At 68.6% G+C, this 26,407-nt stretch carries 27 protein-coding genes; 9 read left to right on the forward strand and 18 right to left on the reverse strand.

Annotated elements, in window-relative coordinates; genetic code table 11:
• The first annotated feature begins 65 nt into the window (after positions 1–65).
• Positions 66–1,826, forward strand: coding sequence for an AsmA family protein (locus tag AC1RRW_RS10525; protein ID WP_492900697.1), 1,761 nt, complete (start codon positions 66–68; stop codon positions 1,824–1,826).
• A gap of 33 nt (positions 1,827–1,859) precedes the next feature.
• Here AC1RRW_RS10525 and gyrA read toward each other — a convergent pair whose 3' ends face one another.
• Positions 1,860–4,649, reverse strand: a complete 2,790-nt coding sequence (gyrA, locus tag AC1RRW_RS10530) for a DNA gyrase subunit A (protein WP_492900698.1) — start codon at positions 4,647–4,649, stop codon at positions 1,860–1,862.
• Between the two features lie 201 nt (positions 4,650–4,850).
• On the opposite strand from gyrA, the gene AC1RRW_RS10535 reads away from it, so the two are divergent.
• The 3 genes from AC1RRW_RS10535 to AC1RRW_RS10545 all read left to right on the forward strand — a co-directional run bounded on the left by AC1RRW_RS10535 (position 4,851) and on the right by AC1RRW_RS10545 (position 7,391).
• The gene (locus AC1RRW_RS10535) at positions 4,851–5,483 is read left to right on the forward strand and encodes a MarC family protein (RefSeq protein ID WP_492900699.1); all 633 of its coding nucleotides are present in this window, start codon (positions 4,851–4,853) and stop codon (positions 5,481–5,483) included.
• A 107-nt stretch (positions 5,484–5,590) separates the two neighbouring features.
• The gene (locus tag AC1RRW_RS10540; protein WP_492900700.1) at positions 5,591–6,763 is read left to right on the forward strand and encodes an isovaleryl-CoA dehydrogenase; all 1,173 of its coding nucleotides are present in this window, start codon (positions 5,591–5,593) and stop codon (positions 6,761–6,763) included.
• A 112-nt stretch (positions 6,764–6,875) separates the two neighbouring features.
• Complete coding sequence (locus tag AC1RRW_RS10545; protein WP_492900701.1) at positions 6,876–7,391, forward strand: gamma-glutamylcyclotransferase family protein; 516 nt, start codon at positions 6,876–6,878, stop codon at positions 7,389–7,391.
• Between the two features lie 124 nt (positions 7,392–7,515).
• On the opposite strand, the gene AC1RRW_RS10550 is transcribed toward AC1RRW_RS10545, so the two are convergent.
• The 3 genes from AC1RRW_RS10550 to AC1RRW_RS10560 form a co-directional block, all read right to left on the reverse strand.
• Positions 7,516–9,327, reverse strand: coding sequence for an ABC transporter ATP-binding protein (locus AC1RRW_RS10550; RefSeq protein ID WP_492900702.1), 1,812 nt, complete (start codon positions 9,325–9,327; stop codon positions 7,516–7,518).
• Positions 9,328–9,650: 323 nt separating this feature from the next.
• A complete protein-coding gene (locus AC1RRW_RS10555; protein ID WP_492900703.1) occupies positions 9,651–9,827 on the reverse strand; it encodes a hypothetical protein in 177 nt (58 codons plus the stop codon).
• A 9-nt stretch (positions 9,828–9,836) separates the two neighbouring features.
• Entirely contained in the window at positions 9,837–10,253 is a 417-nt protein-coding gene (locus tag AC1RRW_RS10560; RefSeq protein ID WP_492900704.1) for a rhodanese-like domain-containing protein, read from the reverse strand.
• A 28-nt stretch (positions 10,254–10,281) separates the two neighbouring features.
• Between AC1RRW_RS10560 and AC1RRW_RS10565 the strand changes: the two genes are divergently transcribed.
• Positions 10,282–11,058, forward strand: a complete 777-nt coding sequence (locus AC1RRW_RS10565; protein WP_492900705.1) for a DUF599 domain-containing protein — start codon at positions 10,282–10,284, stop codon at positions 11,056–11,058.
• Complete coding sequence (locus AC1RRW_RS10570) at positions 11,055–11,321, forward strand: DUF3253 domain-containing protein (protein ID WP_492900706.1); 267 nt, start codon at positions 11,055–11,057, stop codon at positions 11,319–11,321. The genes AC1RRW_RS10565 and AC1RRW_RS10570 overlap by 4 nt, the downstream gene beginning before the upstream one ends.
• A 218-nt stretch (positions 11,322–11,539) precedes the next feature.
• Here the strand turns inward: AC1RRW_RS10570 and AC1RRW_RS10575 are convergent, their stop codons facing one another.
• From AC1RRW_RS10575 to AC1RRW_RS10630, 12 genes are all read right to left on the reverse strand, one after another.
• On the reverse strand, positions 11,540–12,328 hold the full coding sequence (locus AC1RRW_RS10575; RefSeq protein WP_492900707.1) for a YdcF family protein: 789 nt from the start codon (positions 12,326–12,328) through the stop codon (positions 11,540–11,542).
• A 59-nt stretch (positions 12,329–12,387) separates the two neighbouring features.
• On the reverse strand, positions 12,388–12,900 hold the full coding sequence (locus tag AC1RRW_RS10580; RefSeq protein ID WP_492900708.1) for a lysozyme inhibitor LprI family protein: 513 nt from the start codon (positions 12,898–12,900) through the stop codon (positions 12,388–12,390).
• A 67-nt stretch (positions 12,901–12,967) separates the two neighbouring features.
• Positions 12,968–13,588, reverse strand: coding sequence for a glutathione S-transferase family protein (locus tag AC1RRW_RS10585; RefSeq protein ID WP_492900709.1), 621 nt, complete (start codon positions 13,586–13,588; stop codon positions 12,968–12,970).
• 104 nt (positions 13,589–13,692) lie between these two features.
• The gene (locus AC1RRW_RS10590; RefSeq protein WP_492900710.1) at positions 13,693–15,693 is read right to left on the reverse strand and encodes an acetyl-CoA carboxylase biotin carboxylase subunit; all 2,001 of its coding nucleotides are present in this window, start codon (positions 15,691–15,693) and stop codon (positions 13,693–13,695) included.
• A gap of 151 nt (positions 15,694–15,844) precedes the next feature.
• Positions 15,845–16,426, reverse strand: coding sequence for a hypothetical protein (locus AC1RRW_RS10595; RefSeq protein ID WP_492900711.1), 582 nt, complete (start codon positions 16,424–16,426; stop codon positions 15,845–15,847).
• A gap of 326 nt (positions 16,427–16,752) precedes the next feature.
• A complete protein-coding gene (locus tag AC1RRW_RS10600) occupies positions 16,753–17,433 on the reverse strand; it encodes an HAD-IA family hydrolase (RefSeq protein WP_492900712.1) in 681 nt (226 codons plus the stop codon).
• Between the two features lie 86 nt (positions 17,434–17,519).
• Positions 17,520–18,014 (reverse strand): hypothetical protein, encoded by a 495-nt coding sequence (locus AC1RRW_RS10605; protein WP_492900713.1) that lies wholly within the window; start codon positions 18,012–18,014, stop codon positions 17,520–17,522.
• Positions 18,015–18,116: 102 nt separating this feature from the next.
• On the reverse strand, positions 18,117–19,424 hold the full coding sequence (locus tag AC1RRW_RS10610; RefSeq protein WP_492900714.1) for an RluA family pseudouridine synthase: 1,308 nt from the start codon (positions 19,422–19,424) through the stop codon (positions 18,117–18,119).
• Positions 19,421–19,804: a fluoride efflux transporter CrcB gene (crcB, locus tag AC1RRW_RS10615; RefSeq protein ID WP_492900715.1), complete on the reverse strand. Its 384-nt coding sequence runs from the start codon at positions 19,802–19,804 to the stop codon at positions 19,421–19,423. Before crcB ends, AC1RRW_RS10610 begins: the two co-directional genes overlap by 4 nt.
• Before the next feature lie 185 nt (positions 19,805–19,989).
• The gene (locus tag AC1RRW_RS10620; protein WP_492900716.1) at positions 19,990–21,297 is read right to left on the reverse strand and encodes a replication-associated recombination protein A; all 1,308 of its coding nucleotides are present in this window, start codon (positions 21,295–21,297) and stop codon (positions 19,990–19,992) included.
• Positions 21,294–22,718 carry a DegQ family serine endoprotease gene (locus AC1RRW_RS10625; protein WP_492900717.1) on the reverse strand — a complete coding sequence of 475 codons (1,425 nt, stop codon included), beginning with the start codon at positions 22,716–22,718 and terminating at the stop codon, positions 21,294–21,296. Before AC1RRW_RS10625 ends, AC1RRW_RS10620 begins: the two co-directional genes overlap by 4 nt.
• A 77-nt stretch (positions 22,719–22,795) precedes the next feature.
• Complete coding sequence (locus AC1RRW_RS10630; RefSeq protein ID WP_492900718.1) at positions 22,796–23,752, reverse strand: tripartite tricarboxylate transporter substrate-binding protein; 957 nt, start codon at positions 23,750–23,752, stop codon at positions 22,796–22,798.
• 177 nt (positions 23,753–23,929) lie between these two features.
• On the opposite strand from AC1RRW_RS10630, the gene AC1RRW_RS10635 reads away from it, so the two are divergent.
• The 3 genes from AC1RRW_RS10635 to mazF are packed head-to-tail and all read left to right on the forward strand — an operon-like array spanning position 23,930 to position 24,739.
• The gene (locus AC1RRW_RS10635; protein WP_492900719.1) at positions 23,930–24,121 is read left to right on the forward strand and encodes a hypothetical protein; all 192 of its coding nucleotides are present in this window, start codon (positions 23,930–23,932) and stop codon (positions 24,119–24,121) included.
• Between the two features lie 31 nt (positions 24,122–24,152).
• Positions 24,153–24,395 (forward strand): AbrB/MazE/SpoVT family DNA-binding domain-containing protein, encoded by a 243-nt coding sequence (locus tag AC1RRW_RS10640; RefSeq protein ID WP_492900720.1) that lies wholly within the window; start codon positions 24,153–24,155, stop codon positions 24,393–24,395.
• The gene (gene mazF, locus AC1RRW_RS10645; RefSeq protein ID WP_492900721.1) at positions 24,395–24,739 is read left to right on the forward strand and encodes an endoribonuclease MazF; all 345 of its coding nucleotides are present in this window, start codon (positions 24,395–24,397) and stop codon (positions 24,737–24,739) included. Before AC1RRW_RS10640 ends, mazF begins: the two co-directional genes overlap by 1 nt.
• 70 nt (positions 24,740–24,809) lie before the next feature.
• Here the strand turns inward: mazF and rplQ are convergent, their stop codons facing one another.
• Both rplQ and AC1RRW_RS10655 read right to left on the reverse strand, forming a co-directional pair.
• Positions 24,810–25,226 (reverse strand): 50S ribosomal protein L17, encoded by a 417-nt coding sequence (gene rplQ, locus AC1RRW_RS10650; RefSeq protein WP_492900722.1) that lies wholly within the window; start codon positions 25,224–25,226, stop codon positions 24,810–24,812.
• Positions 25,227–25,353: 127 nt separating this feature from the next.
• Complete coding sequence (locus tag AC1RRW_RS10655; RefSeq protein ID WP_492900723.1) at positions 25,354–26,370, reverse strand: DNA-directed RNA polymerase subunit alpha; 1,017 nt, start codon at positions 26,368–26,370, stop codon at positions 25,354–25,356.
• Positions 26,371–26,407: the final 37 nt, after the last annotated feature.

Consider the following 26,407-nt stretch of genomic DNA (forward strand, 5'->3'; position numbering starts at 1 on the left):
CGTCCTACACCGGACCTCGCCTTCTGAAGCCGGCGCGACGCCCGCTTCGCCGTTCTGCCGGGCCCATGACACGACGCATCAAGATCATTGCCGGATGTCTCGCCGTCACGCTGGCGCTGCTCGGACTTTCGTCCTGGAGCATCGCCGTCGGCCGGGTCGAGAAGCATGTCATCTCGGCGATCGAGCGCCGCACCGGGCTGATCGTGACCGGGCTGGAGCGGGCCGAGATCGCGCTCCTGCCGCTGCCCCGGATCAGCCTGTCCAACGTCGCCTTCGCCCAGCGCGAAGGCCCGCTCGCCGGCAAGGCGCTGCGGCTGCGCGCAAGGCTGCGGCTGTTGTCGCTGGTTTCCGGCGAGATCGCCTTCGATCGCATCGACCTCGTCACGCCGCAGATCGACATCGCCGCCAGCGGCGAGGGCGACACGCTGGGCCAATGGTTCTCGGGCCCGCTCTCGCTGCTCGAGCCGCTGCTGAGCCAGAGCAAGATCGTGATCAGCTCCGGCTCGGTCTTCGTGCGGGCGCAAGGCTCGATCCGCACGATCCTGCGCGACGTCAACCTCGTCGTCGACGACCGCGCGGCGCAGGATCCGGTCTCGATCGCGGGCTCCGTCAACTGGCGCGGCGTGCCGACCGAACTCGCGCTGCTCTGGCCGATGGCCGGCGAGCGCGCGCGGCTCAGCCTGAGCGCGACCTCGGCCCCGCTGGCTTTGCGTTTCGACGGCCTGCGCAGCGGTCTGACCGAGCCGGTCGTCAACGGCCAGTTGACCCTGACGACGCGCAGCCTGCCCGAGCTGCTCGACTGGTTCGGCGAGAAGCCCCGCATCGCCGGCGCCATCGGCACGCTCAGCCTGTCGGCCGAGGCGCAGATCAAGTCGCGCGAGGCCTCGCTGAGCCAGGTCGTGGCCAGCATCGACGGCGAGCGGCTAGACGGCGCGATCAAGCTCGCCGATCTCGGCGCGCGCTGGGCCCTGTCGGGAACGCTTGCGGGCGCCACGCTCGATCTCGGCCGCGTCGCCGGCCGGCTCGGCCTGACGCCGTCGGCCTTCGGCCAGCGCGACACCGCGCCGCTCGATTTCGAGGCCTGGACCAGCCACGACCTCGATCTGCGCGTCTCGGTCGATGCCGCGCGCTTCCAGGGCGCGAGGCTGTCGGATCTCGCGACCCAGCTCCTCGTCCGCAAGGGGCGGTTCGAGGCGGGACTGCTGCGCGCCAGCCTCTATGGCGGTTCGGCCAAGGGCCGCGTCCTCGCCACACTCGCGCCGGGCGGGGTCGATCTTAGGCTTCAGGCCGGGCTCGACCGGATCAATCTCGGCCAGGCCGCCGCGGATGTGCCCGATCTCGGACGCCTGAGCGGCAGCGCCAATCTGCAGCTGGCGCTCGATGGGGTGGGCGCGAGCTGGGAGGACATGCTCGGCTCGCTCGGTGGCAAGGCCGGCCTGGCGCTGCGGCAGGGCGAGATCGGCGGCGTCGCCTTCACCGACCTGCTGCGCCGGATGGAGCGCAACCCCGGCCTCGCGCTGCGCGATTGGCGCCAGGGCAAGACCGCGTTCGAGACCGCGACGCTGCAGGCCAATGTCGCGAACGGCATCGCGACGCTGTCCGAGTCGCAGATGAGCGGCGCGGCCTATCGTCTGGCGCTGTCGGGACAGGCCTCGCTGCCCGGCCGCTGGCTCGACGTCGGCGCCGTGCTCGCGCCCCCCGGCGGCTCGCCGCGGGTGCCCTTCGTGCTGCGCGGCCCGCTCGACGCGCCGACGCTCGAACTGGAGGCGGATGCCGGGCGACGCGGCCCGGGGGCCCTGACCTTCCCGATCCAGCTCTCGCGCTGAGAATCCGGCGGCGGAACGCCGGCGCGCGGCGGCCTACTTGCCGCCGCCCTCCTCGGCTTCGGGGTCGCCTTCGCCGGCAACCTCGTCATCGCCATCGTCGCTGACGCGCTCGACCGAGACGACCTTCTCGCGGGCGTCCGTATTGAAGACGGTGACGCCTTGCGTCGAGCGACCCGCGATGCGGATGCGGTTGTTCTCGCCGGCATCGACCGGGACGCGGATGACCTGTCCGCCATCGGTGACGAGCATGAGCTGGTCGCTGTCCATCGCCGGGAAGGACGCGACGAGCCTGCCGTTGCGGTCGTTCACCACCATGGCGACTATGCCCTTGCCGCCGCGTCCGGTGACGCGATACTCGAAGGACGAGGTCCGTTTGCCGTAGCCTCTTTCGGAAACGGTGAGGATGAACTGCTCGGCCTCGCTCATCTCGACGTATTTTTGCTGACCCAGCTCGATGTCGCCGGCGCTTTCCTCGGCATCGCCCGTGATCGGCTCGACCGCGTCCTCGCTGTCGACGCCCGCCGCCCGCCGCATGACCGCCGCGCGCTTGAGATAGGCCGCCCGCTCGTCCGGCGTGGCGTCGAGATGGCGCAGGATCGCCAGCGATATGACGTCGTCTTCCTTCCCGAGACTGATGCCCCGCACGCCGGTCGAGTCGCGGCCCTTGAAGACGCGCACCTCGGGCACCGCGAAGCGGATGCACTGACCCTTCGCGGTGGTCAGCAGCACGTCGTCGTTCTCGGTGCAGATCTGCACGTCGACGATGTGATCGCCCTCGTCCAGCTTCATCGCGATCTTGCCGGCGCGGTTGACGTTGACGAAGTCGGACAGCTTGTTGCGCCTGACGCCGCCAGACGCAGTGGCGAACATCACGTCCAGCGTATCCCAGCTCGCCTCGTCCTCCGGCAGCGGCATGATGGTGGTGATGCGCTCGTCCTTTTCGAGCGGCAGCATGTTGTTGAGGAATTTTCCACGCGCATTGGGAGCGGCAAGCGGCAGCCGCCAGACCTTCTCCTTGTAGACCTGCCCCTCCGACGAGAAGAACAGCACGGGCGTATGCGTGTTGGCGACGAAGAGCCGCGTGACGAAATCCTCGTCCCGCGTCGCCATGCCCGAGCGGCCCTTGCCGCCGCGCTTCTGGGCCCGATAGGTCGAGAGCGGCACGCGCTTGATGTAGCCGGCATGCGACACGGTCACGACCATGTCCTCGCGCGCGATCAGATCCTCGTCGTCGAGGTCGGAGCCCCAGTCCTGGATCGTGGTGCGGCGCGGCGTGGCGAAGGCGGCCTTCACCGAGGCGAGCTCGGTCTTGATGATGTCCTGGATGCGGACGCGCGAGCGCAGGATCTCGAGATAGTCCGCGATCTCGGTCGCGAGCTTCGACAATTCCTCGCCGATCTCGTCGCGGCCCAGCGCCGTCAGGCGGGCGAGGCGCAGTTCCAGGATCGCGCGCGCCTGCGCATCCGAGAGGCGATAGGCGCCATCGGCGTTGATCGGATGGCGCGGATCGTCGACCAGCGCGATCAAAGGCGCGATGTCCTCGGCCGGCCAGTCGCGCCCGAGCAGCGCCTCCTGCGCCGCCGCCGGCGTCGGCGCGGTGCGGATCAGCCGGATGACCTCGTCGATATTGGCGACGGCGGTCGCCAGACCGCAGAGGACGTGAGCCCGCTCGCGGGCCTTGTTGAGCAGGAAGCGCGTGCGCCGCGAGACGACCTCCTCGCGGAACTCGACGAAGGCCGAGACGAAGTCCTTGAGGTTGAGCACCTCCGGCCGCCCGCCGTTCAGCGCGACCATGTTGGCCCCGAACGAGGTCTGCAGCTGGGTGAAGCGGTAGAGCTGGTTCAGCACCACGTCCGAGAGCGCATCGCGCTTGATCTCGATGACGACGCGGACGCCCTCGCGGCTCGATTCGTCGCGCAGGTCCGAGATGCCCTCGATACGCTTCTCGCGCACCATCTCGGCGATCTTCTCGACCATCGCGGCCTTGTTCACCTGGTAGGGCACCTCGGTGACGATGATCGCCTCGCGCTCCTTGCGCAGCTCCTCGATATGGTGCTTCGAGCGCATCACGATCGAGCCTCGGCCGGTGTGATAGGCCGAATGGATGCCGCTGCGGCCCATGATCGAGGCGCCGGTCGGGAAGTCCGGGCCGGGCACGATCTCGATCAGCTCGTCGATGGTGATCTCGGGATTGTCGATCAGCGCGACGCAGGCGTCGATCACCTCGCCGAGGTTGTGCGGCGGGATGTTTGTCGCCATACCGACGGCGATGCCGCCCGCGCCATTCACCAGCAGGTTCGGGAAGCGCGCCGGCAGAACGGTCGGCTCGCTCTCCTTGCCGTCGTAGTTCGGCTGGAAGGCGACGGTGTCGAGGTCGAGGTCTTCGAGCAGCGGCATCGCCGCCTTGTCGAGCCTCGCCTCGGTGTAGCGGTCGGCCGCCGGGCTGTCGCCGTCCATCGAGCCGAAATTGCCCTGCCCGTCGATCAGCGGCAGGCGCAGCGAGAAGTCCTGCGCCATGCGCACCAGCGCGTCGTAGACCGCGAGATTGCCGTGCGGATGATACTTGCCCATCGTGTCGCCGACGATGCGGGCGCATTTGGTGTAGGGCCGGTCGGGCAGGTTCTTGTTCTCGTGCATCGAGAACAGGATGCGCCGGTGCACGGGCTTCAGGCCGTCGCGGACGTCGGGCAGAGCGCGGCTCACGATCACGCTCATGGCGTAATCGAGATAGCTCTTCTTCATTTCGTCGGTGATCGCGATCGGCTTGATGTCGCCGCCGAACTGGGGCTCGTCCGGGCGCTTGTCGTCGTCGTCTTCGCTCAAGGAGAAAGGTCCCGATTCCGTTTATTTTTCAGGCCTCTGGCTATCCGATTCCGCGGATGGAAGCCAGCAAAACAGGCCGATCTCAACACGAAAATTTTCGACTTGGAATCAGTGCGTTGGATTGTGTTTTTGAATCGATTCCGGAGCACCCGCGGCAATTGCCGGGTGACGGGCGAAAGATAGCGTGCCTAAGTCGCCGCCATGACCCTCGACTTCCTCATCTCCGCCCTCGTCACGCTGATGGTCACGCTCGATCCGCCGGGGCTGGCGCCGATCTTCCTGTCGCTGACGCGCGGCATGACGGCGAGCGAGCGCCGGCAGGTCGCGATCCGCGCCTGCATCATCGCCTTCGGCATCATGGCCTTCTTCGGCGTGGCCGGAGACGTGGTGCTGAAGGCGCTCGGCGTCTCGCTGCCGGCCTTCCGCATCTCCGGCGGGCTGCTGCTGTTCTGGATCGCCTTCGAGATGGTGTTCGAGCGCAGGAACGAGCGCAAGGCCCAGACGGCCGAGATCGCGATCACCCAGGATCACATCCGCAACGTCGCCGCCTTCCCGCTCGCGATCCCGCTGATGGCCGGCCCCGGCGCGCTGACCGCGATGATGCTGCCCGCCGGCCGCGCCGGCGGCGACCCGCTGATGCTGACGGGCCTCGCCGTGATCTGCTTCCTCGTTCTCGTGAGCTGCCTCCTGGTCTTCTTCGCGGCGACGCCGATCGCGAGGCTGCTCGGCGTCACCGGCAACGTCGTGCTGACGCGCCTGCTCGGCGTCGTCCTGGCGGCGCTCGCCGTCCAGTTCGTCATCGACGGGGTGCGGGCCGCGATAAGCGCCGTTTGACGAAGCCGCCCGTGCGCGGCTGCGCGCTGACAACGCCGGCCCGCGCGCTATAACGCTGCTCAACCGGCGGCGGCAGCGCCGCCCTCGTCTTCCGGGAGGACCAGACCATGCTCGCCAACGCGCCGCGCCCGTTCAACTTCGACCTCGGCGAGACCGCCGACGCGATCCGCGACACGGTCCAGTCCTTCGCGCAGGAGAAGATCGCGCCGCGCGCCGAGGAGATCGACCGGACGAACCAGTTCCCGCGCGATCTCTGGCCGCGGATGGGCGCGATCGGCCTGCACGGCATCACCGTGAAGGAGGAGGATGGCGGCGCGGGGCTCGGCTATCTCGAGCATGTCGTCGCGATCGAGGAGGTTTCGCGGGCTTCGGCCTCGGTCGGCCTGAGCTACGGCGCGCATTCCAATCTCTGCATCAACCAGATCGCCCGCAACGGCAACGCGGCCCAGAAGGCGAAATATCTGCCCAAGCTGATCTCGGGAGAGCATGTCGGCGCGCTCGCCATGTCGGAGCCCGGCGCGGGCTCCGACGTCGTCTCGATGAAGACCAGGGCGGTGAAGAAGGGCGACCGCTACGTCCTGACCGGCAACAAGATGTGGATCACCAACGGGCCGATCGCCGAGACTTTGGTGGTCTACGCCAAGACCGATCCCGAGGCCGGCTCGCGCGGCATCTCCGCCTTCCTGATCGAGAAGGGCATGAAGGGTTTCTCGACGCATCAGAAGCTCGACAAGCTCGGCATGCGCGGCTCCGACACCTGCGAGCTCGTCTTTCAGGACTGCGAGGTGCCCGAGGAGAACGTGCTCGGCGCGGTCGGGCGCGGCGTCAACGTGCTGATGTCGGGGCTCGACTACGAGCGCGTCGTGCTCTCGGCCGGGCCGCTCGGCATCATGCAGGCGGCGCTCGACGTGGTCATGCCCTATGTCCACGAGCGCAAGCAGTTCGGCCAGTCGATCGGCCAGTTCCAGCTCGTGCAGGGCAAGCTCGCCGACATGTATGTGATGATGAACGCCTGCAAGGCCTATGTGTACGCCGTGGCCAAGGCCTGCGACCGCGGCGAGACGACGCGCGAGGACGCGGCCGGCGCGATCCTGATCGCTGCCGAGAAGGCGACTCAAGTTTCGCTCGACGCGATCCAGCTCTTGGGCGGCAACGGCTACATCAACGATTATCCGACCGGGCGCCTGCTGCGCGACGCCAAGCTCTACGAGATCGGCGCGGGAACGAGCGAGATCAGGCGCATGCTGATCGGCCGCGAGCTGTTCGAGAAGACGAAGTAAAGCGCCTCCTCGTCATGGTCGCCCTTGTCCCGACCATCCACGTCTTGACCACCGCTTGAGATGGAGGAAGACGTGGATGGTCGGGACAAGCCCGACCATGACGGATGGAGCTATGCCCCTCTACTTCGCCTACGGCCTCAACATGGACCCGGTCGGAATGGCCGGGCGCTGCCCGCATTCGCGCGCGCTCGGTCTCGCGCGCCTGCCGCGCCACCGCTTCATCGTGACGACCGACGGCTACGCCTCGGTGATCCGCGATCCGCGCGGGGAGGTGCATGGCGTGCTCTGGGACTGCTCGCTCGGCGACATCCGCACGCTCGACACGTTCGAGGACATCGCCAGCGGGCTCTACGTCAAGATCAGCCAGCCGGTGATCGTGCCCGGCGGAGCCAGGCGCGCGCTGGTCTATGTCGGCCGCTCCGGCACGGTCGGCAGGCCGAAGCCGGACTATATGGAAACGGTGATCGCGAGCGCGAGACATTGGGGGCTGCCGGAGGCCTACATCGCCGCGATCACCCGGTTCGCGAAGGGGCCGACCTTGGACGTGAAGGCGCCCGCGACCGGCGCGGAGCCGCTGCCGCCTGGGCCGGTGAAGGGCGTGCGGCCGCGGGCGCTCGCGCCGAAGTGACATCCACATCCGTCATCCGCCCTTGTGGCGAGCATCCACGTCTTCGTCGTAGCGCGCGACGGCGGAACGTGTGGATGGTCGGGACAAGCCCGACCATGACGATAGGGGGATGGGCTGGCGGCGCTTACGCCGCCAGCCCCTTCGCCAGCTCGCTGACCTGCTTCTCGAACAGGCTTCGATAGACGCCGCCCTCGCGCGCCAGCAGCGCCCGATGCGGGCCCTGCTCCACCACCTCGCCCCGGTCGAAGACCAGGATGCGGTCCATCGCGCGCACGGTCGAGAGCCGGTGCGCGATGACGATGGTGGTGCGGCCCAGCATCAGCCGCTCCATCGCTTGCTGGATCAGCGCCTCCGACTCCGAGTCCAGACTCGAGGTCGCCTCGTCCAGGATCAGGATCGGCGCGTCCGCCAGGAAGGCCCGCGCCAGCGCGACCCGCTGCCGCTCGCCGCCCGAGAGCTTGACGCCGCGTTCGCCGACCAGCGTGGCGTAGCCCTTGGGCAGGCGCAGGATGAACTCATGCGCATTGGCGAGCCGCGCCGCCTGCTCGATCTGGACCAGGCTCGCGCCCGGCCGGCCATAGGCGATGTTCTCGGCCAGCGAACGGTGGAACAGCACCGGCTCCTGCTGCACGATCGCGATCTGCCGGCGCAGGGACGCCTGCGTCACCGCCGCGATGTCGACGCCGTCGATGGCGATGCGGCCGCCGGTGACGTCGTAGAGCCGCTGCACCAGCTTGACGAAGGTCGTCTTGCCCGAGCCGGAGCGTCCGACGAGGCCAACCTTCCCGCCGGCCGCGATCCTCAGCGAGAAGTCGCGGTAGAGCGGCTCGGCATGGCCTCCGTAGTGGAAGGTCACGTCCTCGAAGGCGATCTCGCCGGCCGTCACGGCAAGTTCGCCCGCGCCCTTGCGGTCCGGCACGCCATAGGGCTGCGCGTGCATGGCGACGAGCTCCTCCATGTCGTTCACCGAACGCTGGAGGTTGTGCACATGCTGGCCGACATCGCGCAGATAGCCATGCACGACGGCATAGCTCGTCAGCACGAAGGCGACGTCGCCGGGCGTGGCCCGTCCCTTCGCCCAGAGCCAGATCACGAGGCCGATCACCGAACCGCGCAGCGCCAGCAGGATGAGCTGCTGCGCGGTGCCCGAGGTCGTGCCGCGCACCCAGGTGCGGCGCGTCCTGAGCGACCATTTCGCCATGACTTCGGCGATCCGCGCATCCTCGCGCAGCTCAGCGCCATAGGCCTTGACCACGGGGTTGCACGAGATCGCGTCCGCCAGCGCGCCGCCGACGCGCGTGTCCCAGCTATTGGCGAGCCGGGCGGCGGGCGCGACGTAAGCCAGCGACAGCGAGACCGTCACGCCGATATAGGCGAGCGCGCCGACGAGCACGACGAGGCCCATCGCCGGCCAACGCCAGGCGAGCAGGATCGTCGTGCCCGCGAGCACGATCAGCGAGGGCAGCAGCGCGATCAGGATCGTGTCGTGCAGCAGGTCGAGCGCCCACATGCCGCGCGTGATCTTGCGCACGGTCGAGCCGGCGAAGTTATTGGCGTGCCAGTCGGTCGAGAAGCGCTGCAGGCGCGCGAACGCCTCCCGCGCCACGTCGCTCATCGTCCTCAGCGTCATCACCGTGATGCCGATGAAGCCGAGATGGCGCGCCGCGACCGTGATCGCGCCGAGCGCCAGCATGGCGGCGAGCGCGGCCAGCGCGGCCGAGCGCGCGGCCTCGCCGGAGCCCGCGACGGCGTCGACGAGACGGCCGGCATAGAGCGGCATGAACAGGTCGGCCGCGGTGGCCGCCATCACGGTCGCGACGACGCCGGCGACGCGGCGCGGCACCCGCGCCCAGTGCCGGAAGATGAAGCCGAGAACGGCGCGGAACGGCTCTCCGCGGGCGGCATCCTGCCGCCCGGCTTCGGATTGACGGGACATGGGATCACACGGCCCCGCGAAGGGCCGGCTCCGGATCAGGCGGAGCAGGCGAAAGCGCGCCGGGCTCCAGCGGAAAATGACAACGCGATGGGAAAAGGCTCAGGGACCGACTGGGCGGGCCACGGGCGAGTCCGACCTAGTGTCGGGACATTCGCGGGGAGCCGAACTTGATGATGAATTCCATTCAGCCCTCCCTGTCCTGATGTGGAGCCAAGGGATGCAAGATAAACGGGCAGACGCGGACCGCGCAAGTCGTGTTTTGCGCATGAGGCGATTGCGGGAGACGCCGGGAACTCCCTCCCCCAAGTGGAGAAGGCAGAAACTCACTTCCAGAACAGCGCCACGAGCCTGACCGCGATCACCAGCGAGAAGGCCAGGATGATCGTCCCGACGACGCGGTGGCGCTTTTCGCGGTCGGGGAACTGCTTCGCGAAGATCCGGCCCAGCGGCTTGCGGAACAGGAAGCCGATGACGGCCAGAACGATCAGGATATGGGACAAGGGCGTGGCTCAGCCCTTGCCGGCTTTGGATTCGGCCGCGTCGAAGGGCGCGCCGGCCTTCTTCCAGGCGCCGAAGCCGCCGGCGAGATGGGCGACCGGTTTCAGGCCCATCTCCTGCGCGACCTGCGCGGCCAGCGCCGAGCGCCAGCCCCCGGCGCAGAAGAAGACGAAGCGCTTGTCCTGGCCGAAGACCGGCTTGGCGTAGGGGCTCTCCGGATCGATCCAGAACTCCAGCATGCCGCGCGGGCAATGGAAGGCGCCGGGCATGCGCCCTTCCCGCTCCAGCTCGCGCGGGTCGCGCAGATCGACGAAGACGACGTCGTCGCCGCCATGCAGCGCCCGCGCCTCCTCGACCGAGAGCGTCTCGACCTTGGCTTCGGCCTCGGCGAGCAGCGCCTTGTAGCCCTTGGTGATGCTTTGGGGCATGCGCCTCTCCGTCGAGTCGGATCGAGACTTGCCGCGTCGGCGGCGTTCCCGCAAGCTGTTCCGCGAGGACGGATGCGTCGCCTGCGGCGCGGCGGCGGCGGCGAAGGACATCATGATCGGTTTCTCGTCGCTCGACGTGATCGCACTCACCGTCTTCGTGGCGGCCTGGCTCGGCTATCACTACGCCGTCGAGATGGGGCCGCACGCGGCCGGAAGCCTGAACATGAGGATGAACCTGCGCCGCGCCCGCTGGGTCCGCGAGGCGCTGGCGCGCGACAACCGCATCGTCGACACGCAGGTGATGAACGGGCTGCAGAACGGCACCGCCTTCTTCGCCTCGACCTCGCTGATCGCGATCGGCGGTTCGCTGACGCTGCTGCAATCGACCGACCGGGCCGTGGCGCTCTTCGCCGACCTGCCCTTCGGCAACGCGACCACCCGCGCCGCCTGGGAGATGAAGGTGATCGGGCTCGCCGTGATCTTCGGCTACGCCTTCTTCAAATTCGCCTGGAGCTACCGGCTGTTCAACTACTGCGTCATCCTGATCGGCGCGATGCCGCCGGCGCGGGAGCACGACGCGCAGGACGCCGCCCGCGCCATCCACGAGATGACCGAGATGAACATCGCCGCCGGCCGGCATTTCAACCGCGGCCAGCGCGCCTTCTTCTTCGCGCTCGCCTATATGGGCTGGTTCCTCGGCCCCGCGACCTTCCTCGTCTTCACCATCGCCGTGCTGACAGCGATGTGGCGGCGTCAGTTCGCCTCCGACGCGGCGCGCGTCTTCCGCCATCCGGGCGCGCCGTGAGCGGCGATCTCGACGCGCTCGAGGCCAGGATCCTCGAACTCGCCGCCGCGCGCGGGCCGGGCAAGACGATCTGCCCCTCCGAGGCCGCGCGCGCCGTCGGCGGCGACCATCCCGACGGCTGGGGCCCGCTGATGCAGCCGGCGCGCAGGATCGCGGTCAGGCTGATGAAGGAGGGCCGGATCGTCATCACCCGCAAGGGCCGCCCGGTCGATCCCGACGATTTCCGCGGCGTCTATAGGCTGCGGCTGCCGGCAGGCGACTAGCCTCCGTTCGGAGACGAGACAGGGTGCGGCGGCTCGGACGACATGGCCTTTCGGCGGCCGCGCCGTTCGCGGCGGCGCTCGCCATGGCGCATCCTCCGGCTCGGCGGAAACCGCCCGTCCCTCCGCACGCCGGCCGAGACGGGCGACGGGGCCTGGCGCCTGATGTACCGCGCCAGGCTCCCCGCCGACGAGCCGCTGTCGATCAGGCCGCGTTGAGCCTAAGGCGCGGGAAACAGCGCGTCGGTATAGCCGACCAGCCGATAGGCCAGCAGACCCGCCCATTCCTTGAAGCCGTCATCGGCGATGCCCAGGCCGCGCGGCGCGCGTCCGGAGACGCGCACGAACTCCGACAGCCTCTCCTCGGTCAGATAATCGACCGGGAAGGCCTCGACGTTGAAGCCCGCCTTGCGGAACACGCCCATGGCGCGCGGCATGTGCCAGGCCGAGGTCACCAGCAGCCAGCGCTCGCCGGGCTTCGGATCGACCAGCGCCTTGGTGAAGAGCGCGTTCTCGCGGGTGTTGCGCGACTTGTCGTCGAAGATGAGCCGCTCCGGCGCGAGGCCGAGCCCCTCGAACAAGAGGCGCGCGCCGTCGGCCTCGGTCTTCGTCACCGGCGAGATCAGGTTCGCCGCGCCGCCGGCGAAGACGATCTTCGCGTCGGGGTGCAGCCGCGCGAGCTCGACGGTCTTGGTCATCCGCGCGCCGGCGCTGGTCATCACCACGTCGCCGCGCGCGACGCCGATCGCGCCGCCCAGAATGATTACGCCCACGACCGGCCCTTTGGCTGCGCTCTGCTGCGGAAAGCGGTTCTCCAGCGGCCACATCACCAGACGGGGCAGCGGGCTGAACGCCATGATCGCCAGCGCCGCCAGCGAAATGACCCCGAGCCAGCGCGCGAGCCGCGCAAAGCGCGTGAAGGCGAGCAGGGCCGCCGCCAGCGCCAGCAGGATGGCGAGGTTCACCGGCGAAACGACGAACCAGACGATTTTCGAGAGGACGAAGAACATGGCTGCCTTCCGCGCGGACGCCGAGCTTAGCGCGCGAAAGCTGACGCCGGCCTAACGGCTCACTCGCCCCGAAAGATGCGCGGCTGCTGCTGCGGGCGCGCCGGCGCGCCCTGCGGCATGGAGCGCTCCAGTTCGAGCGCGCGGGTGGCGACCTCGCGCAGCTCGCAGCCGACCTGCCGGCCGAGTTGCAGTCCCTCGCGCTGGTTCGCGCCGTAGAAGGCGCATTTCTGCGCGACATAGCCCTCCCAGGCCAGTTGCAGCGAAGCGAGCTTGCTGCGCTGGCCGGCATCCATCCCGCGCGTGACGAGCTGCGCCGCCTGGCCGAGGCGTTCGCGCCAGACCGCCTCCTCGCGCCGGGCGCAGGCCGGCTCGGCCTGCCGGTCGGCGCCGGCGGCGCGCACGCAGGCGACGGCGACGAGCCCGATGCAGGATGTCGCCACCGTGCCGCTCTGGCGCAGGCAGGCGACGAGCTGGGCCCGGTCGGCGGCGAGCGTCGGGCTCGGCGCCTGCGCGGCGAGCGGCGTCGCGGCGAGCGCGAGACATGTCACGAGGATGGCCTGGCTCGGTGTCATGATTCAGTTGAACCGCGCTTTCGGGGCTGGATCAAGGCGGCAGGCCGGCCTTGACGCATAGGCCCGTTCACACCACCGGGAGCAGCAGGGCCGGCGTCGCCGCCGGCCTCGCCGCGCAGGCCTCGTACCAGCGCTGCAGGTTCGGCCGCGCGGCGCGCGGGACCGGGATGTTGAGCCAGCGATGCGCACCGGGCGCGACCGTGATGTCGGCCATGCCGAAGCGCTCGCCGGCGATGAAGCTGCGCCCGGCGAGATGCGCCTCGAGGATGTCGAGCTTGGCCTCGGTCCTGGCGATCGAGGCCTCGATCTCGGCCGGGCCGGCGCGACTCGGATCCTTGCGGACCAGCCCCCAGAAGGCCGGCGTCAGCGCCGGCTGGAGTTCGGAGATCATCCAGTCCATCCAGCGGTCGGCCTCGGCCCGCAGCGCCGGCTCCTCCTCCCAGATCCAGCCCGCGCCATAGCGCGCCGCGAGATAGCGCACGATGCTGTTGGACTCCCAGATGCAGACCTCTCCGTCCTCCAGCACCGGAACCTGCCCGTTCGGATTCTTGGCGAGAAAGGCCGGCTCGCGGTTGCCCCCGAAGGCCCCGCCGACATCGATCCGCTCGAAGACCTGCCCGACCTCGCCGGCGGCCCAGACCGCCTTCTGCACATTGATGGAACTGATCCGCCCCCAGATCGTCAGCATGCCGGCGTGTCCTCGTCGTCGTGGTTGCGATTGTCGATTTGGCGCGCGAGATTGGCAAGGCGAGCCAGAGGGCCTTGCCGTCATTGCGAGCAATGACGAGACGATCAGGCGAACTCCATGATCACCGCGTCGACCGCCAGCGAATCGCCCTCCCTGGCCAGGATCCTGGCGATCGTGACGTCCTTCTCGGCCCGCAGCACGTTCTCCATCTTCATCGCCTCGACCATGCAGAGCGCCTCGCCGGCCTTGACCTCCTGACCGACCCCGACCGAGACCGCCTTGACCAGCCCCGGCATCGGGCAAAGCAGGAACTTGCCGGTGTCGGCCGCGAGCTTGACCGGCATCAGCGCGACGAATTCGGCCTCGCGCGTCGTATAGACACGCGCGTCGGCATAGGCGCCGGCATGGCCGAGCGCGACGCCGTTCAGGATCGGCCGGACCTGCGCCGCGACCGGCGCCCCGTCGAGCGTGCCGCGCCAGACCGGCTCGCCCGGCGTCCAGTCGCTCGCGACCGTCAGCGCGCGCTCACCGAAGGCGATGGCGATCGCCCCGCCCTGCTCCGTCACCTCACCCTCGAAGCGCTCGCCGCCCAGCGTGACGATGCGGGTGCGGTCGAAGGCGACCTTGCGCCAGCCCTGCATCTGCGCCGAGACGTTGCGCTTGCGCTGGTTCAGCCTGTGATCGCACGCGATGGCGATCGCCGCCATGCGCAGCGCCACCTCGCCGGCCGGTTGCGGCAGCGAAAAACCATCCGGAAATTCCTCGGCGATGAAGCCTGTGGAGAGCTCGCCCGCGATCCAGCGCGGATGCTGCATCAGCGCCGAGACGAAGGGGATGTTGTGGCGGATGCCGTCGATGGCGAAGGCGTCGAGCGCGCGGCCCTGCGCCTCGATCGCGGCACGACGCGTCGGCGCATGCGTGACGAGCTTGGCGATCATCGGGTCGTAATAGATCGAGATCTCGCCGCCCTCGAAGACGCCGGTGTCGTTGCGCACCGTCGCATCGCCGTCCGGCCCCTCGGCCGGCGGCCGGTAGGTCACGAGCCGGCCGGTCGAAGGCAGGAAATTGCGCGTCGGATCCTCGGCATAGACGCGGGATTCGACGGCCCATCCGTTCAGCTTCACGTCCGCCTGGGCGAGCCTGAGCTTTTCGCCATAGGCGACGCGGATCATCTCCTCGACCAGATCGACGCCGGTGATCATCTCGGTGACCGGATGCTCGACCTGCAGGCGGGTGTTCATCTCGAGGAAGTAGAAAGACTTGTCCTGGCCGGCGACGAACTCGACCGTGCCGGCGCTGTCGTAGTTCACGGCCTTCGCCAGCGCGACCGCCTGCTCGCCCATCCTGCGGCGCGTCGCCTCGTCCAGAAGCGGCGACGGCGCCTCCTCGACGACCTTCTGGTTGCGGCGCTGGATCGAGCATTCGCGCTCGCCGAGATGGATCACGTTGCCATGCTTGTCGCCGAGCACCTGGATCTCGATATGCCGCGGATCGACGATGAACTTCTCGACGAAGACGCGGTCGTCTCCGAAGGAGGACGCTGCTTCCGATCTGGCGCGGGCGAAACCCTCCGCGACCTCGGATGCCGAATGGGCGATGCGCATGCCCTTGCCGCCGCCGCCGGCCGAGGCCTTGATCATCACCGGATAGCCGATCCCGTCGGCGATCGTGATCGCGTGCTCGGGGCTTTCGATGATGCCGAGATGGCCCGGCACTGTCGAGACCTTGGCGGCGGCGGCAGCCTTCTTCGACTCGATCTTGTCGCCCATCGCGGCGATCGCGCCCGGATTGGGGCCGATGAAGACGATGCCGTTGTCCTTCAGCGCCCGGGCGAAGGCCTCGCGCTCGGAGAGGAAGCCATAGCCCGGATGCACGGCCTCGGCGCCCGTCGCCTTGCAGGCCGCGATGATCGTCTCGATGACGAGATAGGATTTCGCCGCCTCCGGCGGGCCGATATGCACCGCCTCGTCGGCCATCTCGACATGCAGGGCGTCGCGGTCGGCGTCGGAATAGACGGCGACCGTCGCGATGCCCATCCGCCGCGCCGTCTTGACGACGCGGCAGGCGATCTCGCCGCGGTTCGCGATCAGGATCTTCGAGAACATCGGCGGCGTCTCCCGGCTGCCCGAAGGCGCTGTCACAGCCGGGGTTTATGCGACGCCGCAGCCGGCGTCCATTGATGCAAAAGTTTCGCCGGTGGCAAGTCCTGGCCGCGGCGGTTCGCCGGATGCGCCGATCGCGATCGGGCGTTCGCGCTCAGCTCGCCAGCAGGATGCGGCCGGCGTCGAAGCCGCGCGGCTTGCTCGCGCCCTTGCCCAGGGCGAAGCCGAGCAGGATCTCGTCGCAGCGCTCGGCTTCGCGGACGATCTCGAAGGCGATGCGCCGGGCCGTGGCGGTCGGGCCGTCTCCGGCCGACAGCGTGGTGACCAGCCAATGCGCCTTGTCGCGGTCGATCATGCCGGTCGGGCGGCTTTCCCAGACGGCATAGTCGACGACGAGCGCGACGAGATAATCCGCGAAGGCCTCGCGGCTGTCGCCGACGGCGCGGTCGAGCGCGATCAGGACATCGATCGCATCCCGGTTGACGCTGCCATCGACCATGACATCACGCTGAAGCAGCTTGACGTCTTCTTCGTCGATCATGCGCTGATCCAGCACACGATCGACGAATTCACGAAGTTCATGACCAATCATCATTCGACCCCTGTCCGGCTTTGTTTTGTGCCGGTATGTCCCTGTTGCAGGAACACTATGGCGGCCGGTCGCCAGCAGGAAGTTAATGCCGATATCTGAACGGATATTCAGGTTAAACGGTCCTGAGCCGACGTGGTTGCGCAAAGGTGACTATTAAGACTTGGGAAAGCATCACGGTCCGACTGATTGAAAGTCCATCAACCCATTTCGCCTCCGTCCTGAGCAGGCGCGAAGCGGCGTCTCGAAGGATGCTCGGGCAGGCTCGCGCGCTGTCCTTGGGCTTGGCGGCCTTGTACAGAAACACTGTCGTCATCCCGGGCAAGCGAAGCGCGGACCCGGGATCCATCGTAAAGCACGATTGCGCCCCGTGATGGATCCCGGATCGGCGCCGCCGCGCGACTTGTCCGGGACGACGCGGTGTTCCGCGACCTGGAATCAGATTGAACGCGCTCCGGCTTCATCCACCTCGATCAGCCGGCAGCGACCACCGTCATCTCGTCGAGCAGCTTCGGCAGCTCCGAGGCGTGCGAGATCGAAAAGCGCGCGCCGAGCGCGCGCAGCCTGTCGACCGGCTGGAAGCCCCAGGACACCGCGACCGGCACGACGCCAGCCGCCACCGCCATCTCGATGTCGAACGAGGAATCGCCGACCATCGCGGTCCGCTCCGGCGCAGCGCCGGTCTGCGCCATCGCCCGCAGGATCATGCCGGGGGCTGGCTTGGAGGGCGCGTCGTCGGCGGTCTGGATCGTGGCGAAGAGCCCGTTCCAGCCATGGCGCTCGACGATGTACTCGGCCCCGCGCCGCGACTTGCCGGTGGCGATGCCGAGCGCGAGGCCCGGCCGCGTCTTCAGCTCAGCCAGCATCGCGTCGACGCCGGGATAGAGCGGCTCGGCCAGCGCCGGGTCGGTTTCGGCTTGCCGCCGCATCGCGCCGAAGACCTCGCGGTAGGTCTCGGTCAATCGATCGTCCGGCCGGGCGAACCCGGCGAGTTGCATCAGCGCGACGTCGAGCGTCAGCCCGACGATGCCGAGACCGGCCTCGCGCCCGGGGTGAACCAGCCCGCGGCGCGAGAACGTCTCGATCTGGGCCGCCAGCAGGATGGCTTCTGAATCGATCAGCGTGCCGTCGAGGTCGAAGATGATCAGGTCCATGCGAGGGACGGCAGTAGCGCGGATCGACCCGCGCCGCCATCGAGGCCGGCGCGCCTGGCTCATGCGTGGCGCGCCGGGTTCGTCGTTCAGGACTGCCGGCTGCGGACGCAATCGTTGACGGCGCTGCGCAGCGCCTCGCCGTCGAGCCCCCTGGCGCGGCCGTCCTTGCGGCATTCGGCCAGCGTCGCGAGGTCCGGCCGCTTCTCGTTGAAGCAGGCGACCAGCGCCGCCGTGCGCGCCGAGCCGGAGAGCGCCCGCGCGTCGATATCGGCCTTGCAGGCGGCGCGCGCGGTCGCGGCCGTCGGCTTGCCGTCGCGCGTCAGCCCGTCGCGGGCATAGAGCTGCACGCCCGGAAACTTCGCCTGCATGCAGACGCGCATCGCCGCCCGCAGATCGTCGCCGGAGAGCGCGACATTGTCGGACAGGCATTCCTGACGGGCTTTCGCGCGCGCGACGCGCGGGATCGGATCATTGGCGTCGGTCGCCGCGCTGGCGCCCGCCGCGGCCGTCTGGGCGGCGGCGGGCTGGATGGCGAGGAGCGAGAGGGTCAGGCCGGCGAGCATGGCGGCGAAACGGATCATCGGAGCACCTGCGTGAGAGTGATGGGAACAAAATTAGAACACAGTCCTATTTGTTCCGCAACTGTTCTCTTACGCATCGTCAGCTCGTGCCGCGTTTTGTTCCTATTCGTCAGGCGCGTCGACGATCGGGTCGTAATGCGCGTCCTCGAAGCCGAGCAGGTTCCAGGACTGGCGCATATGCGGCGGCAGCGGCGCGCTGACGTCGATCGTGCCCTTGCCGCGCGGATGCGGCAGCACGATGCGGCGCGCCAGCAGGTGCAGCCTGTTCTGGATGCCGCCGGGCATCTCCCAGTTCTTGATGTTGAAGTATTTCGGGTCGCCGACGATCGGATGGCCGATATGGGCGGCATGCGCGCGCAATTGGTGCGTCCGCCCGGTCACCGGCTTGAGCGAGAGCCAGCCGAGCTTCTGCGCCGCGGTCTCGACCACGGCGTAATAGGTCACGGCGTGCATCGCGCCGTCCTCGCCGTGCCTGGCCACCGCCATGCGCTGGTCGCCGTCATAGGCCTCCTCGCGCGCGAGATAGGTCGAGACCCGGCCCTGGCGCACGCGCGGCACGCCGGCGACCAGCGCCCAGTAGACCTTTCGCGCCGAACGCGAGCGGAAGGTCTTGGCCAAAGTCGCCGCCGCGAAGCGCGATTTCGCGATGACGAGGCAGCCGGCGGTATCCTTGTCGAGCCGGTGGACCAGGCGCGGCTTCTGGCCGCCCTTGTCGGTCAGCGCCTCCAGCATCTGGTCGACATGGCGCGTCGTGCCCGAGCCGCCCTGCACGGCCAGCCCGGCCGGCTTGTTCAGCACGATGACGTCGTCGTCCTCGTAGAGCGTGATCGAGCGCAGGAAGCCGATCGTGTCGTCGTCGGCCTTGAGCGAGCGCGGGCGCTGGCCCTCGGGATCGAGCTTCAGCGGCGGGATGCGCACGGTCTGGCCCTCTTCGAGCCGGTCCTTGCTGTCGGCGCGCTTGCCGTTGACGCGCAACTCGCCCTTCCGGACGATGCGCTGGATATGGCTGAAGGAGAGCCGCGGAAAGCGGTTCTCGAGAAAGCGGTCGATCCGCATCTCGTTCTCGTCGGCCGTGACGATGAGCTGCTGCACGCCGGTCGCCGGCGCGTGCACGGCCTCGGCCTTCGTCTCGGCCCGCATCGGCGCGTCGCCGGCGGGCGGCTTGCGCGGGCCGGCCGGGCGCGGCGCGGGATGATGCGGCTTGGGATCGCGCGTCGGCTCGGTGCGGACGATGTCCTCCTCGCGCTCGGGGCGCGGTCTGGCCGAGGCGCGGGCCGAGCGGCGCGCGTCATGGCTCGGCCGCTTGCCCTTGGGCGCGCGCGAGGCCGGCGGCCGGCCGCCGCGCGACGCGCCCTTGCCGGGACCGCCGCTGTTTTTGGGGCCGCCAGTGCCTTTCCCGCCGGTCCTCATGTCAGCCCCCGCATGAGCGCCAGCCCGCCGACCAGCGCCGCCAGCGACAGCACGACCGAGCCGCCGACATAGGCCGCCGCCAACAGGATTTCGCCGCGCTGCCAGAGCAGGATGGCGTCGAGCGAGAAGGCCGAGAAGGTGGTGAAGCCGCCGAGGATGCCGGTGGCGAGGAAGAGCCGGAGATCCTGCGGCGCATCGCCGGCGGCCCTGAACGCGAACCAGCCGGCGACGATCCCCATCAGCCCCGAGCCGACGACGTTGATCGCGAGCGTGCCATAGGGAAACCCACCGAGGGGCCAGCGCAGGGCGGCAAGGTTGACGCCGTGCCGCAGCACGCCGCCGATGCCGGCGCCGAGGAAGACGAGAAGGGTGGAGGTCATGGGGATGGCATAGGGCGTGGGGAGGCGCGGCACAAACGGAAATAACTCGCAAATGTCCTGAAGCACGCTCTTACCGTCATGGTCGGGCTTGTCCCGACCATCCACGTCTTCCGCCGTCGAGTCCTATGTCCAAGACGTGGATGCTCGCCACAAGGGCGAGCATGACGGAGTGACGGGGGGAGCTGCTACTCCCCCCGCTCCTCGCGCAGCTTCGCCCAATACTCCAGCCGCTTCCTGATCTCGCGCTCGAAGCCGCGCTCCGGCGGGTCGTAGAACACCTGCCGGCCGAGCGCGTCCGGCCAGTAGTCCTGGCCGGAAAAGGCGTCGGGCGCGTCGTGGTCGTAGGCGTAGTCGGCGCCGTAGCCCTCTTCCTTCATCAGCCTGGTCGGCGCGTTCAGGATCGTCTTGGGCGGCGTCAGCGAGCCGCGCTCCCTGGCGACGCGGCGGGCCGCCTTGTAGGCGTTGTAGGCCGCGTTCGATTTCGGCGCGGTGGCGAGGTAGATCACGGTGTTGGCCAGCGCGAGCTCGCCCTCGGGCGTGCCGAGCTGCTCGTAGGTCTCGGCCGCCGCGCGGGCATGGACCAGGGCCTGCGGATCGGCGAGCCCGATGTCCTCGACCGCCATCCGCACCAGCCGCCGCGCCAAAAAGCGCGGGTCCTCGCCGGCGTCGAGCATGCGCGCGAAGTAGTAGAGCGCCGCGTCCGGATCGGAGCCGCGCACCGTCTTGTGCAGGGCCGAGATCAGGTTGTAGTGGCCGTCCTGCGCCTTGTCGTAGATCGGCGCGCGGCGCTGGATCACATCGCCTAAGCCCGCCTCGTCGAAGATTTCGCCGGGCTTGGCGGCGCGCCAGATCTCCTCGGCCAGCGTCAGCGCGGCGCGGCCGTCGCCATCGGCGAAACGGGCGAGCGCGAGCCTCGCCTCCCGCGTCAGCGGCAGTTCGCGGTTCTCCAGCAGTTCGGCCCGGCCGAGCAGGAACAGCAGCGAACCCTCGTCCAGCGCCTTGAAGGTCAGCACCCGGGCGCGCGAGAGCAGCGCGGCGTTGAGCGCGAAGGACGGGTTCTCGGTCGTTGCGCCGACCAGCGTGATGGTGCCGTCCTCCATCACCGGGAGAAACGCGTCCTGCTGGGCCCGGTTGAAGCGGTGGATCTCGTCGACGAAGAGCAGCGTGCCCTTGCCCCCCAGCCTGCGACCCCGCGCCTGCTCGAACACCTTCTTGAGATCGGCGACGCCCGAGAAGATCGCGGAGATCTGCTCGAAGCCGAGATCGACCTGCCCCGCCAGCAGCCGCGCCACGGTGGTCTTGCCGGTGCCGGGCGGCCCCCAGAAGATCAGGCTGCCGAGCGAGCCCGAGGCGACGAGCCGGGTCAGCGCCCCGCCCTCCCCGGTCAGATGCTCCTGGCCCGAGATCTCGGCCAGCGTCGTCGGGCGCAGCCGGTCGGCGAGCGGGCGCGGGCCGGACTTGTCGAGCCCCGAGGCCGAGAACAGGTCGCTCACCCCGGGAAGACCGAGGTCATGATCTGGCCGCCGCGCGAGATCGTCACCTCCCACTGGCGCCTGCGCTCCTTCAGCGCGGCGTCGAGTTCGCGCGTCGTCGCGACGCGCTCGCCGTTGATCGCCTGGACGATGTCGCCCTTCTGGAAACCGACGCGGGCCGCCGTGCTGCCCTCATCGATCTCGGCGACGACGACGCCCTCGTTGACGGCGTCGATCGAAAGCTCCTCGGCGACCGCCGGCGACAGATTCAGCGCGGTGATGCCGGTCAATGGCGAGCGGCCGGCGAGCGTCAGCGGGTCGCGCGGACGCGTCTCCGGCGCGGGCGCGAGCCTGACCGGCAGGACGACGCGACGGCCGCCGCGCAGGACGCTGAGCGAGGCCATGCCGCCGAGCGGGCGGGTGGCGAAGCGGTAGCCGAAGGCTTCGGGATCGTCGACCGGGACGCCGTCCACCGCGAGGATCACGTCCGAACGGCGCAGGCCGGCTTCCGAGGCCGGGCCCTTCTCGACCACGCTGGCGACGACCGAGCCTGCCGGGCGGTCCAGGCCGAGTCCGTCGGCGACATCGGCGGTGAGCACCTGCAGCCGCGCCCCGAACCAGGGCCGGCGCACTGTCGTCGCGCCGGCCCTGGCGCTCTCCAGCACGACGCGAACCATCGCCGAGGGGATGGCGAAGCCGATGCCGACGCTCCCGCCCGAGCGCGAGAAGATCGCCGTGTTGATGCCGACCACCCGGCCCTGCATGTCGACCAGCGCACCGCCCGAATTGCCGGGATTGATCGCGGCGTCGGTCTGGATGAAGGACTGCGCGTCGCCGACGCCGATCTGGGTCCGCGCCAGCGCCGAGACGATGCCTTGCGTCACCGTCTGGCCGACGCCGAACGGGTTGCCGATCGCGAGCACGAGATCGCCGATCTCGACCTTGTCGGAATCGCCGAGTTCGATCGCGTTGAGGTCTTTCGCGCCCTTGAGCTTGAGCACGGCGAGATCGGTGCGCGGATCGCGCAGCAGGATCGCAGCCTCCATCTCGCGCTTGTCGGCGAAGGCGACCTTGACCTCGCTCATGCCCTCGATGACGTGGTTGTTGGTGACGACGAGGCCGCCGGCATCGACCACCACGCCCGAGCCGAGCGAGCGCTGCACCCGCTCCTGCGGCACGCCGAAACCGCGATCGCCGAAGAAGCGGCGGAAGAACGGATCGTCCATGAACGGATTGCGCTGCTGCTTCTCGACGCGCGAGCCATAGACGTTCACGACCGCTCCGGCCGTCTGCTTCACCACCGGCGCGAAGGAGAGCGAGATCTGCTGGCGCGTCTCGGGCGCCTGCTTCGCCTGGCCGAGCGCCGGCCCGGCCAGGAGGCCCGCCGCCGCCGGCAGGACCAGGGCGGCGATGAGCAACGGGTGGTTGCGGCGGACGGGCATGCGGCATTCTCCTCGGCGGCGGCTCGCCGAGACATAGGCCCCGGCGGCGCGCTTTTCCAGCCGCCGTGTTCCGGCGCCTATTTGTCGGAAAGCAGAACGCGGTATTTCTCGATCTCGCCCGGCACCATCCCCGCGACGAAGGCCGGCGTGAGTTCGTCCGGCCCCGGCGGCACCGAGGACAGATCCTTGAATCGCTTCTGCAGCGTCTCGCTCGAAAGCGCTGTGCGCAAAGCCGAATTCAGCGTATCGATGATCGGCTGCGGCGTCGCCTTCGGCACGAAGATCGCGTTCCAGCCCTGCGCCTGGAAAGCCGGCAGCCCCGCCTCCTGCGAGGTCGGCACCTCCGGCAGGCTCGGCAGCCGGGCCGGCGTCGCGACGACGAGCGCCTTGACCTTCTTGCCGTCGACCGCGCCCGACAGCGAGGTCGCCGCGTCGCAGACGCCGTCGATCTGCCCGCCCATCAGATCGTTCAGCGCCGGCCCCGCGCCGCGATAGCTGACCAGCGCGACATCGACGCCCGCCGCCTTCACGAAGGTCCGGCAGATCAGGTAGTTCGACGAGCCGACGCCGGCATGGCCGAGGCTGACCTTGCCGGGATTGGCCTTGGCATAGGCGATGAACTCGCTCAGCGTCTTGGCCGGGAAATCGAGCTTGAGCGCGATCATCGGCGAGGTTTTTGCGACGAGGCCGACCGGCGCGAAATCTGCCTGGGTGTATTTCAGATCCGGATAGATCGAGTAGGAGGCGGCGTTGGTGCCGCTGTTGCCGATGACGATGGTGTAGCCGTCGGGCTCGGCGCGCGCCGCCCGCGTCAACGCCGTCGCCCCGCCCGCGCCGGCCATGTTCTCCATGACGATGCGCTGGCCGAGCACGCGCCCCATCTCGTCGCCGGCAAGCCGCGCGATCACGTCCGACGAGCCGCCGGCCGCGAAGGGCACGATCATGGTGATCGGCTTGGAGGGGTATTTGTCCTGGGCGACGGCGGGCAAAGCGACGGCGAGCGGCAGCAGCGCCGCCAAAATGGTCCTGATCATCCTAATCCTCCCGGTTCAAGCTCACGCGATGTTATTGCCGGCAGATTGGCGCGGCTCGACGCCAAAAGAAAGTGCGCCTCCGCCACGGCATCACGATGCGATAGTGATGGTCATGGATGCGCAGGCGCTGTCATCATCGGATGAGAACGACTCCGGCCCTCGACGACGATGTCGTGGATGCGCCATCTGCTCGCTGTCAATGTCTGGGTCGCGCTCCTCGACGAAGCACCTGCCTGTCATCGCGCGGTGCTCGATTTCTTCGAGACGGAAGGACCGCGGATCGACCTGCCCGCAGGTCGAGAACGGGGTCATCCGGATTTTGATGTGCGCGCCTGGCTTGACCCCACATGTGGCGTATCTACAATGTAGAAACAAGGTCGTTCGCGCCGGAGGCCTGCCAATGGATGCCGTCATCAAGAAATGGGGCAACAGCCCCGCGCTGCGCCTCAACGCAACGGCGATGAGATTGGCGGCGTTCGACCTTGAGCAGCGGGTTACGATCAGCGCCTCGAAGGGACGCATCGTGATCGAACCGGCGGAGCCGATGAATTCATCTCTCGAAAGCCTGATTGCTGGCATCACGCCCGAGAACCTGCACAAGCCTGCCGATTTCGGCGAGCCTGTAGGCAAGGAAGCATTGTAGTGTCGGCAGGTGACTACGTGCCCGAGACGGGCGACATCGTCTGGCTCGAGTTCGATCCCCGAGGCGGGCATGAGCAGGCGGGGCCTCGTCCTGCTCTCGTCTTGAGTCCCGCGATCTACAATCGCAAGACCGGCCTGATGATCTGCTGCCCGCTCTCGACCCGGATCAAAGGTTACCCGTTCGAAGTGGCTACGCGCATCGACGGGCGCTCCGGCGTCGTCCTGGCCGACCAGGTCAAATCACTCGATTGGCAAGCGCGCCATGCCCGGAAAAAGGGCGCGGTCCCAACCGCGGTCGTCAAACAGGTTCGCGCCAAGATCAAAAGCCTGCTGGCCATCGCCTGAATCGACATCGAGCCCATGAAAAAGGGCGGTCCGGAGACCGCCCTTGAAGCATTCTGCGCCGAGCCGAAACTCAGGCCGCCTCGTCTTCCGCCGTGAAGACCGGGCCGGAATCCTGGCCCTTGGCGTCGACGTCGCGGTCGACGAACTCGATCACGGCGAGCGGGGCGTTGTCGCCGAAGCGGAAGCCCGCCTTCATGATGCGCAGATAGCCGCCATTGCGCTCCTTGTAGCGCGGGCCGAGCACCGCGAAGAGCTTGCCGACGAGCGCGATGTCCTTGACCTGCGCGATCGCCTGGCGGCGGGCGTGCAGATCGCCGCGCTTGGCGAGCGTCACCAGCTTCTCGACGACCGGGCGCAGGTCCTTGGCCTTCGGCAGCGTGGTGGTGATCTGCTCGTGCTTGATCAGGGCCTGTGACATGTTGGCGAACATCGCCTTGCGATGCTCGGCCGAGCGGTTGAAACGACGACCGCGGAAACCGTGACGCATTGTTTGGCTCCTTCGTTGATTACGCCCCGCCGTGCCACGGTACGGAGCGTCTGGTTGTTTTCAGGCAGTCGGCAATGGGGTAGTCGGCGGTCGGGAGTCAGCGCTTGCGATTGCCGATTGCCCGATCTCAGTAATGCTCCTCGAAGCGCTTCGCGAGCTCCTCGATGTTCTCCGGCGGCCAGCCGGTCACGTCCATGCCGAGATGGAGGCCCATGGTGGCGAGCACTTCCTTGATCTCGTTCAGCGACTTGCGGCCGAAGTTCGGGGTGCGCAGCATCTCGCCCTCCGACTTCTGGATCAGGTCGCCGATATAGACGATGTTGTCGTTCTTCAGGCAGTTCGCCGAGCGGACCGAGAGCTCGAGTTCGTCGACCTTCTTGAGCAGCGCCGGGTTGAAGGGCAGCTGCGGCGCGCTCGAGACGGCCTCTTCCTTGCGCGGCTCCTCGAAGGTGATGAACACCGCGAGCTGGTCCTGCAGGATGCGGGCGGCGAGCGCCAGCGCGTCCTCGGGGCTGACCGAGCCGTTGGTCTCGATCTGGAGCGTCAGCATGTCGCGGTCGAGATTCTGGCCCTCGCGGGTGTTCTCGACGCGGTAGGACACCTTCTTGACCGGCGAATACAGGCTGTCGACCGGGATCAGGCCGATCGGCGCGTCTTCCGGACGGTTCTGCTCGGAGGGGACGTAGCCCTTGCCGGTGTTGACCGTGAACTCCATGCGGATCTCGGAGCCCTCGTCCAGCGTGCAGAGCACGAGGTCGGGGTTCAGGATGGAGACGTCGCCGATGGTGTTGATGTCGCCGGCGGTGACCGTGCCGGGGCCGGTCTTGCGCAGCGTCATGCGCTTGGGACCGTCGCCCTGCATCTTGACCGCGATCGCCTTGATGTTGAGGACGATGTCGGTCACGTCCTCGCGCACGCCGGGGATCGAGGAGAATTCATGCAGCACGCCGTCGATCTGGACGGCGGTAACGGCCGCGCCCTGAAGCGAGGAGAGCAGCACGCGGCGCAGCGCGTTGCCGAGCGTCATGCCGAAGCCGCGCTCCAGCGGGCGCGCGACGACGGTCGCCTGACGCTTCGGGTCGTCGCCGACCTTGATTTCGAGCTTGTTGGGCTTTGACAGATCCTGCCAGTTCTTGCTGATCACGACCGCACTCCTGGTGCTTCAATGCAATGGCGGCGGC

The organism is Allobosea sp. GW821-FHT12C12 (assembly GCF_058807355.1).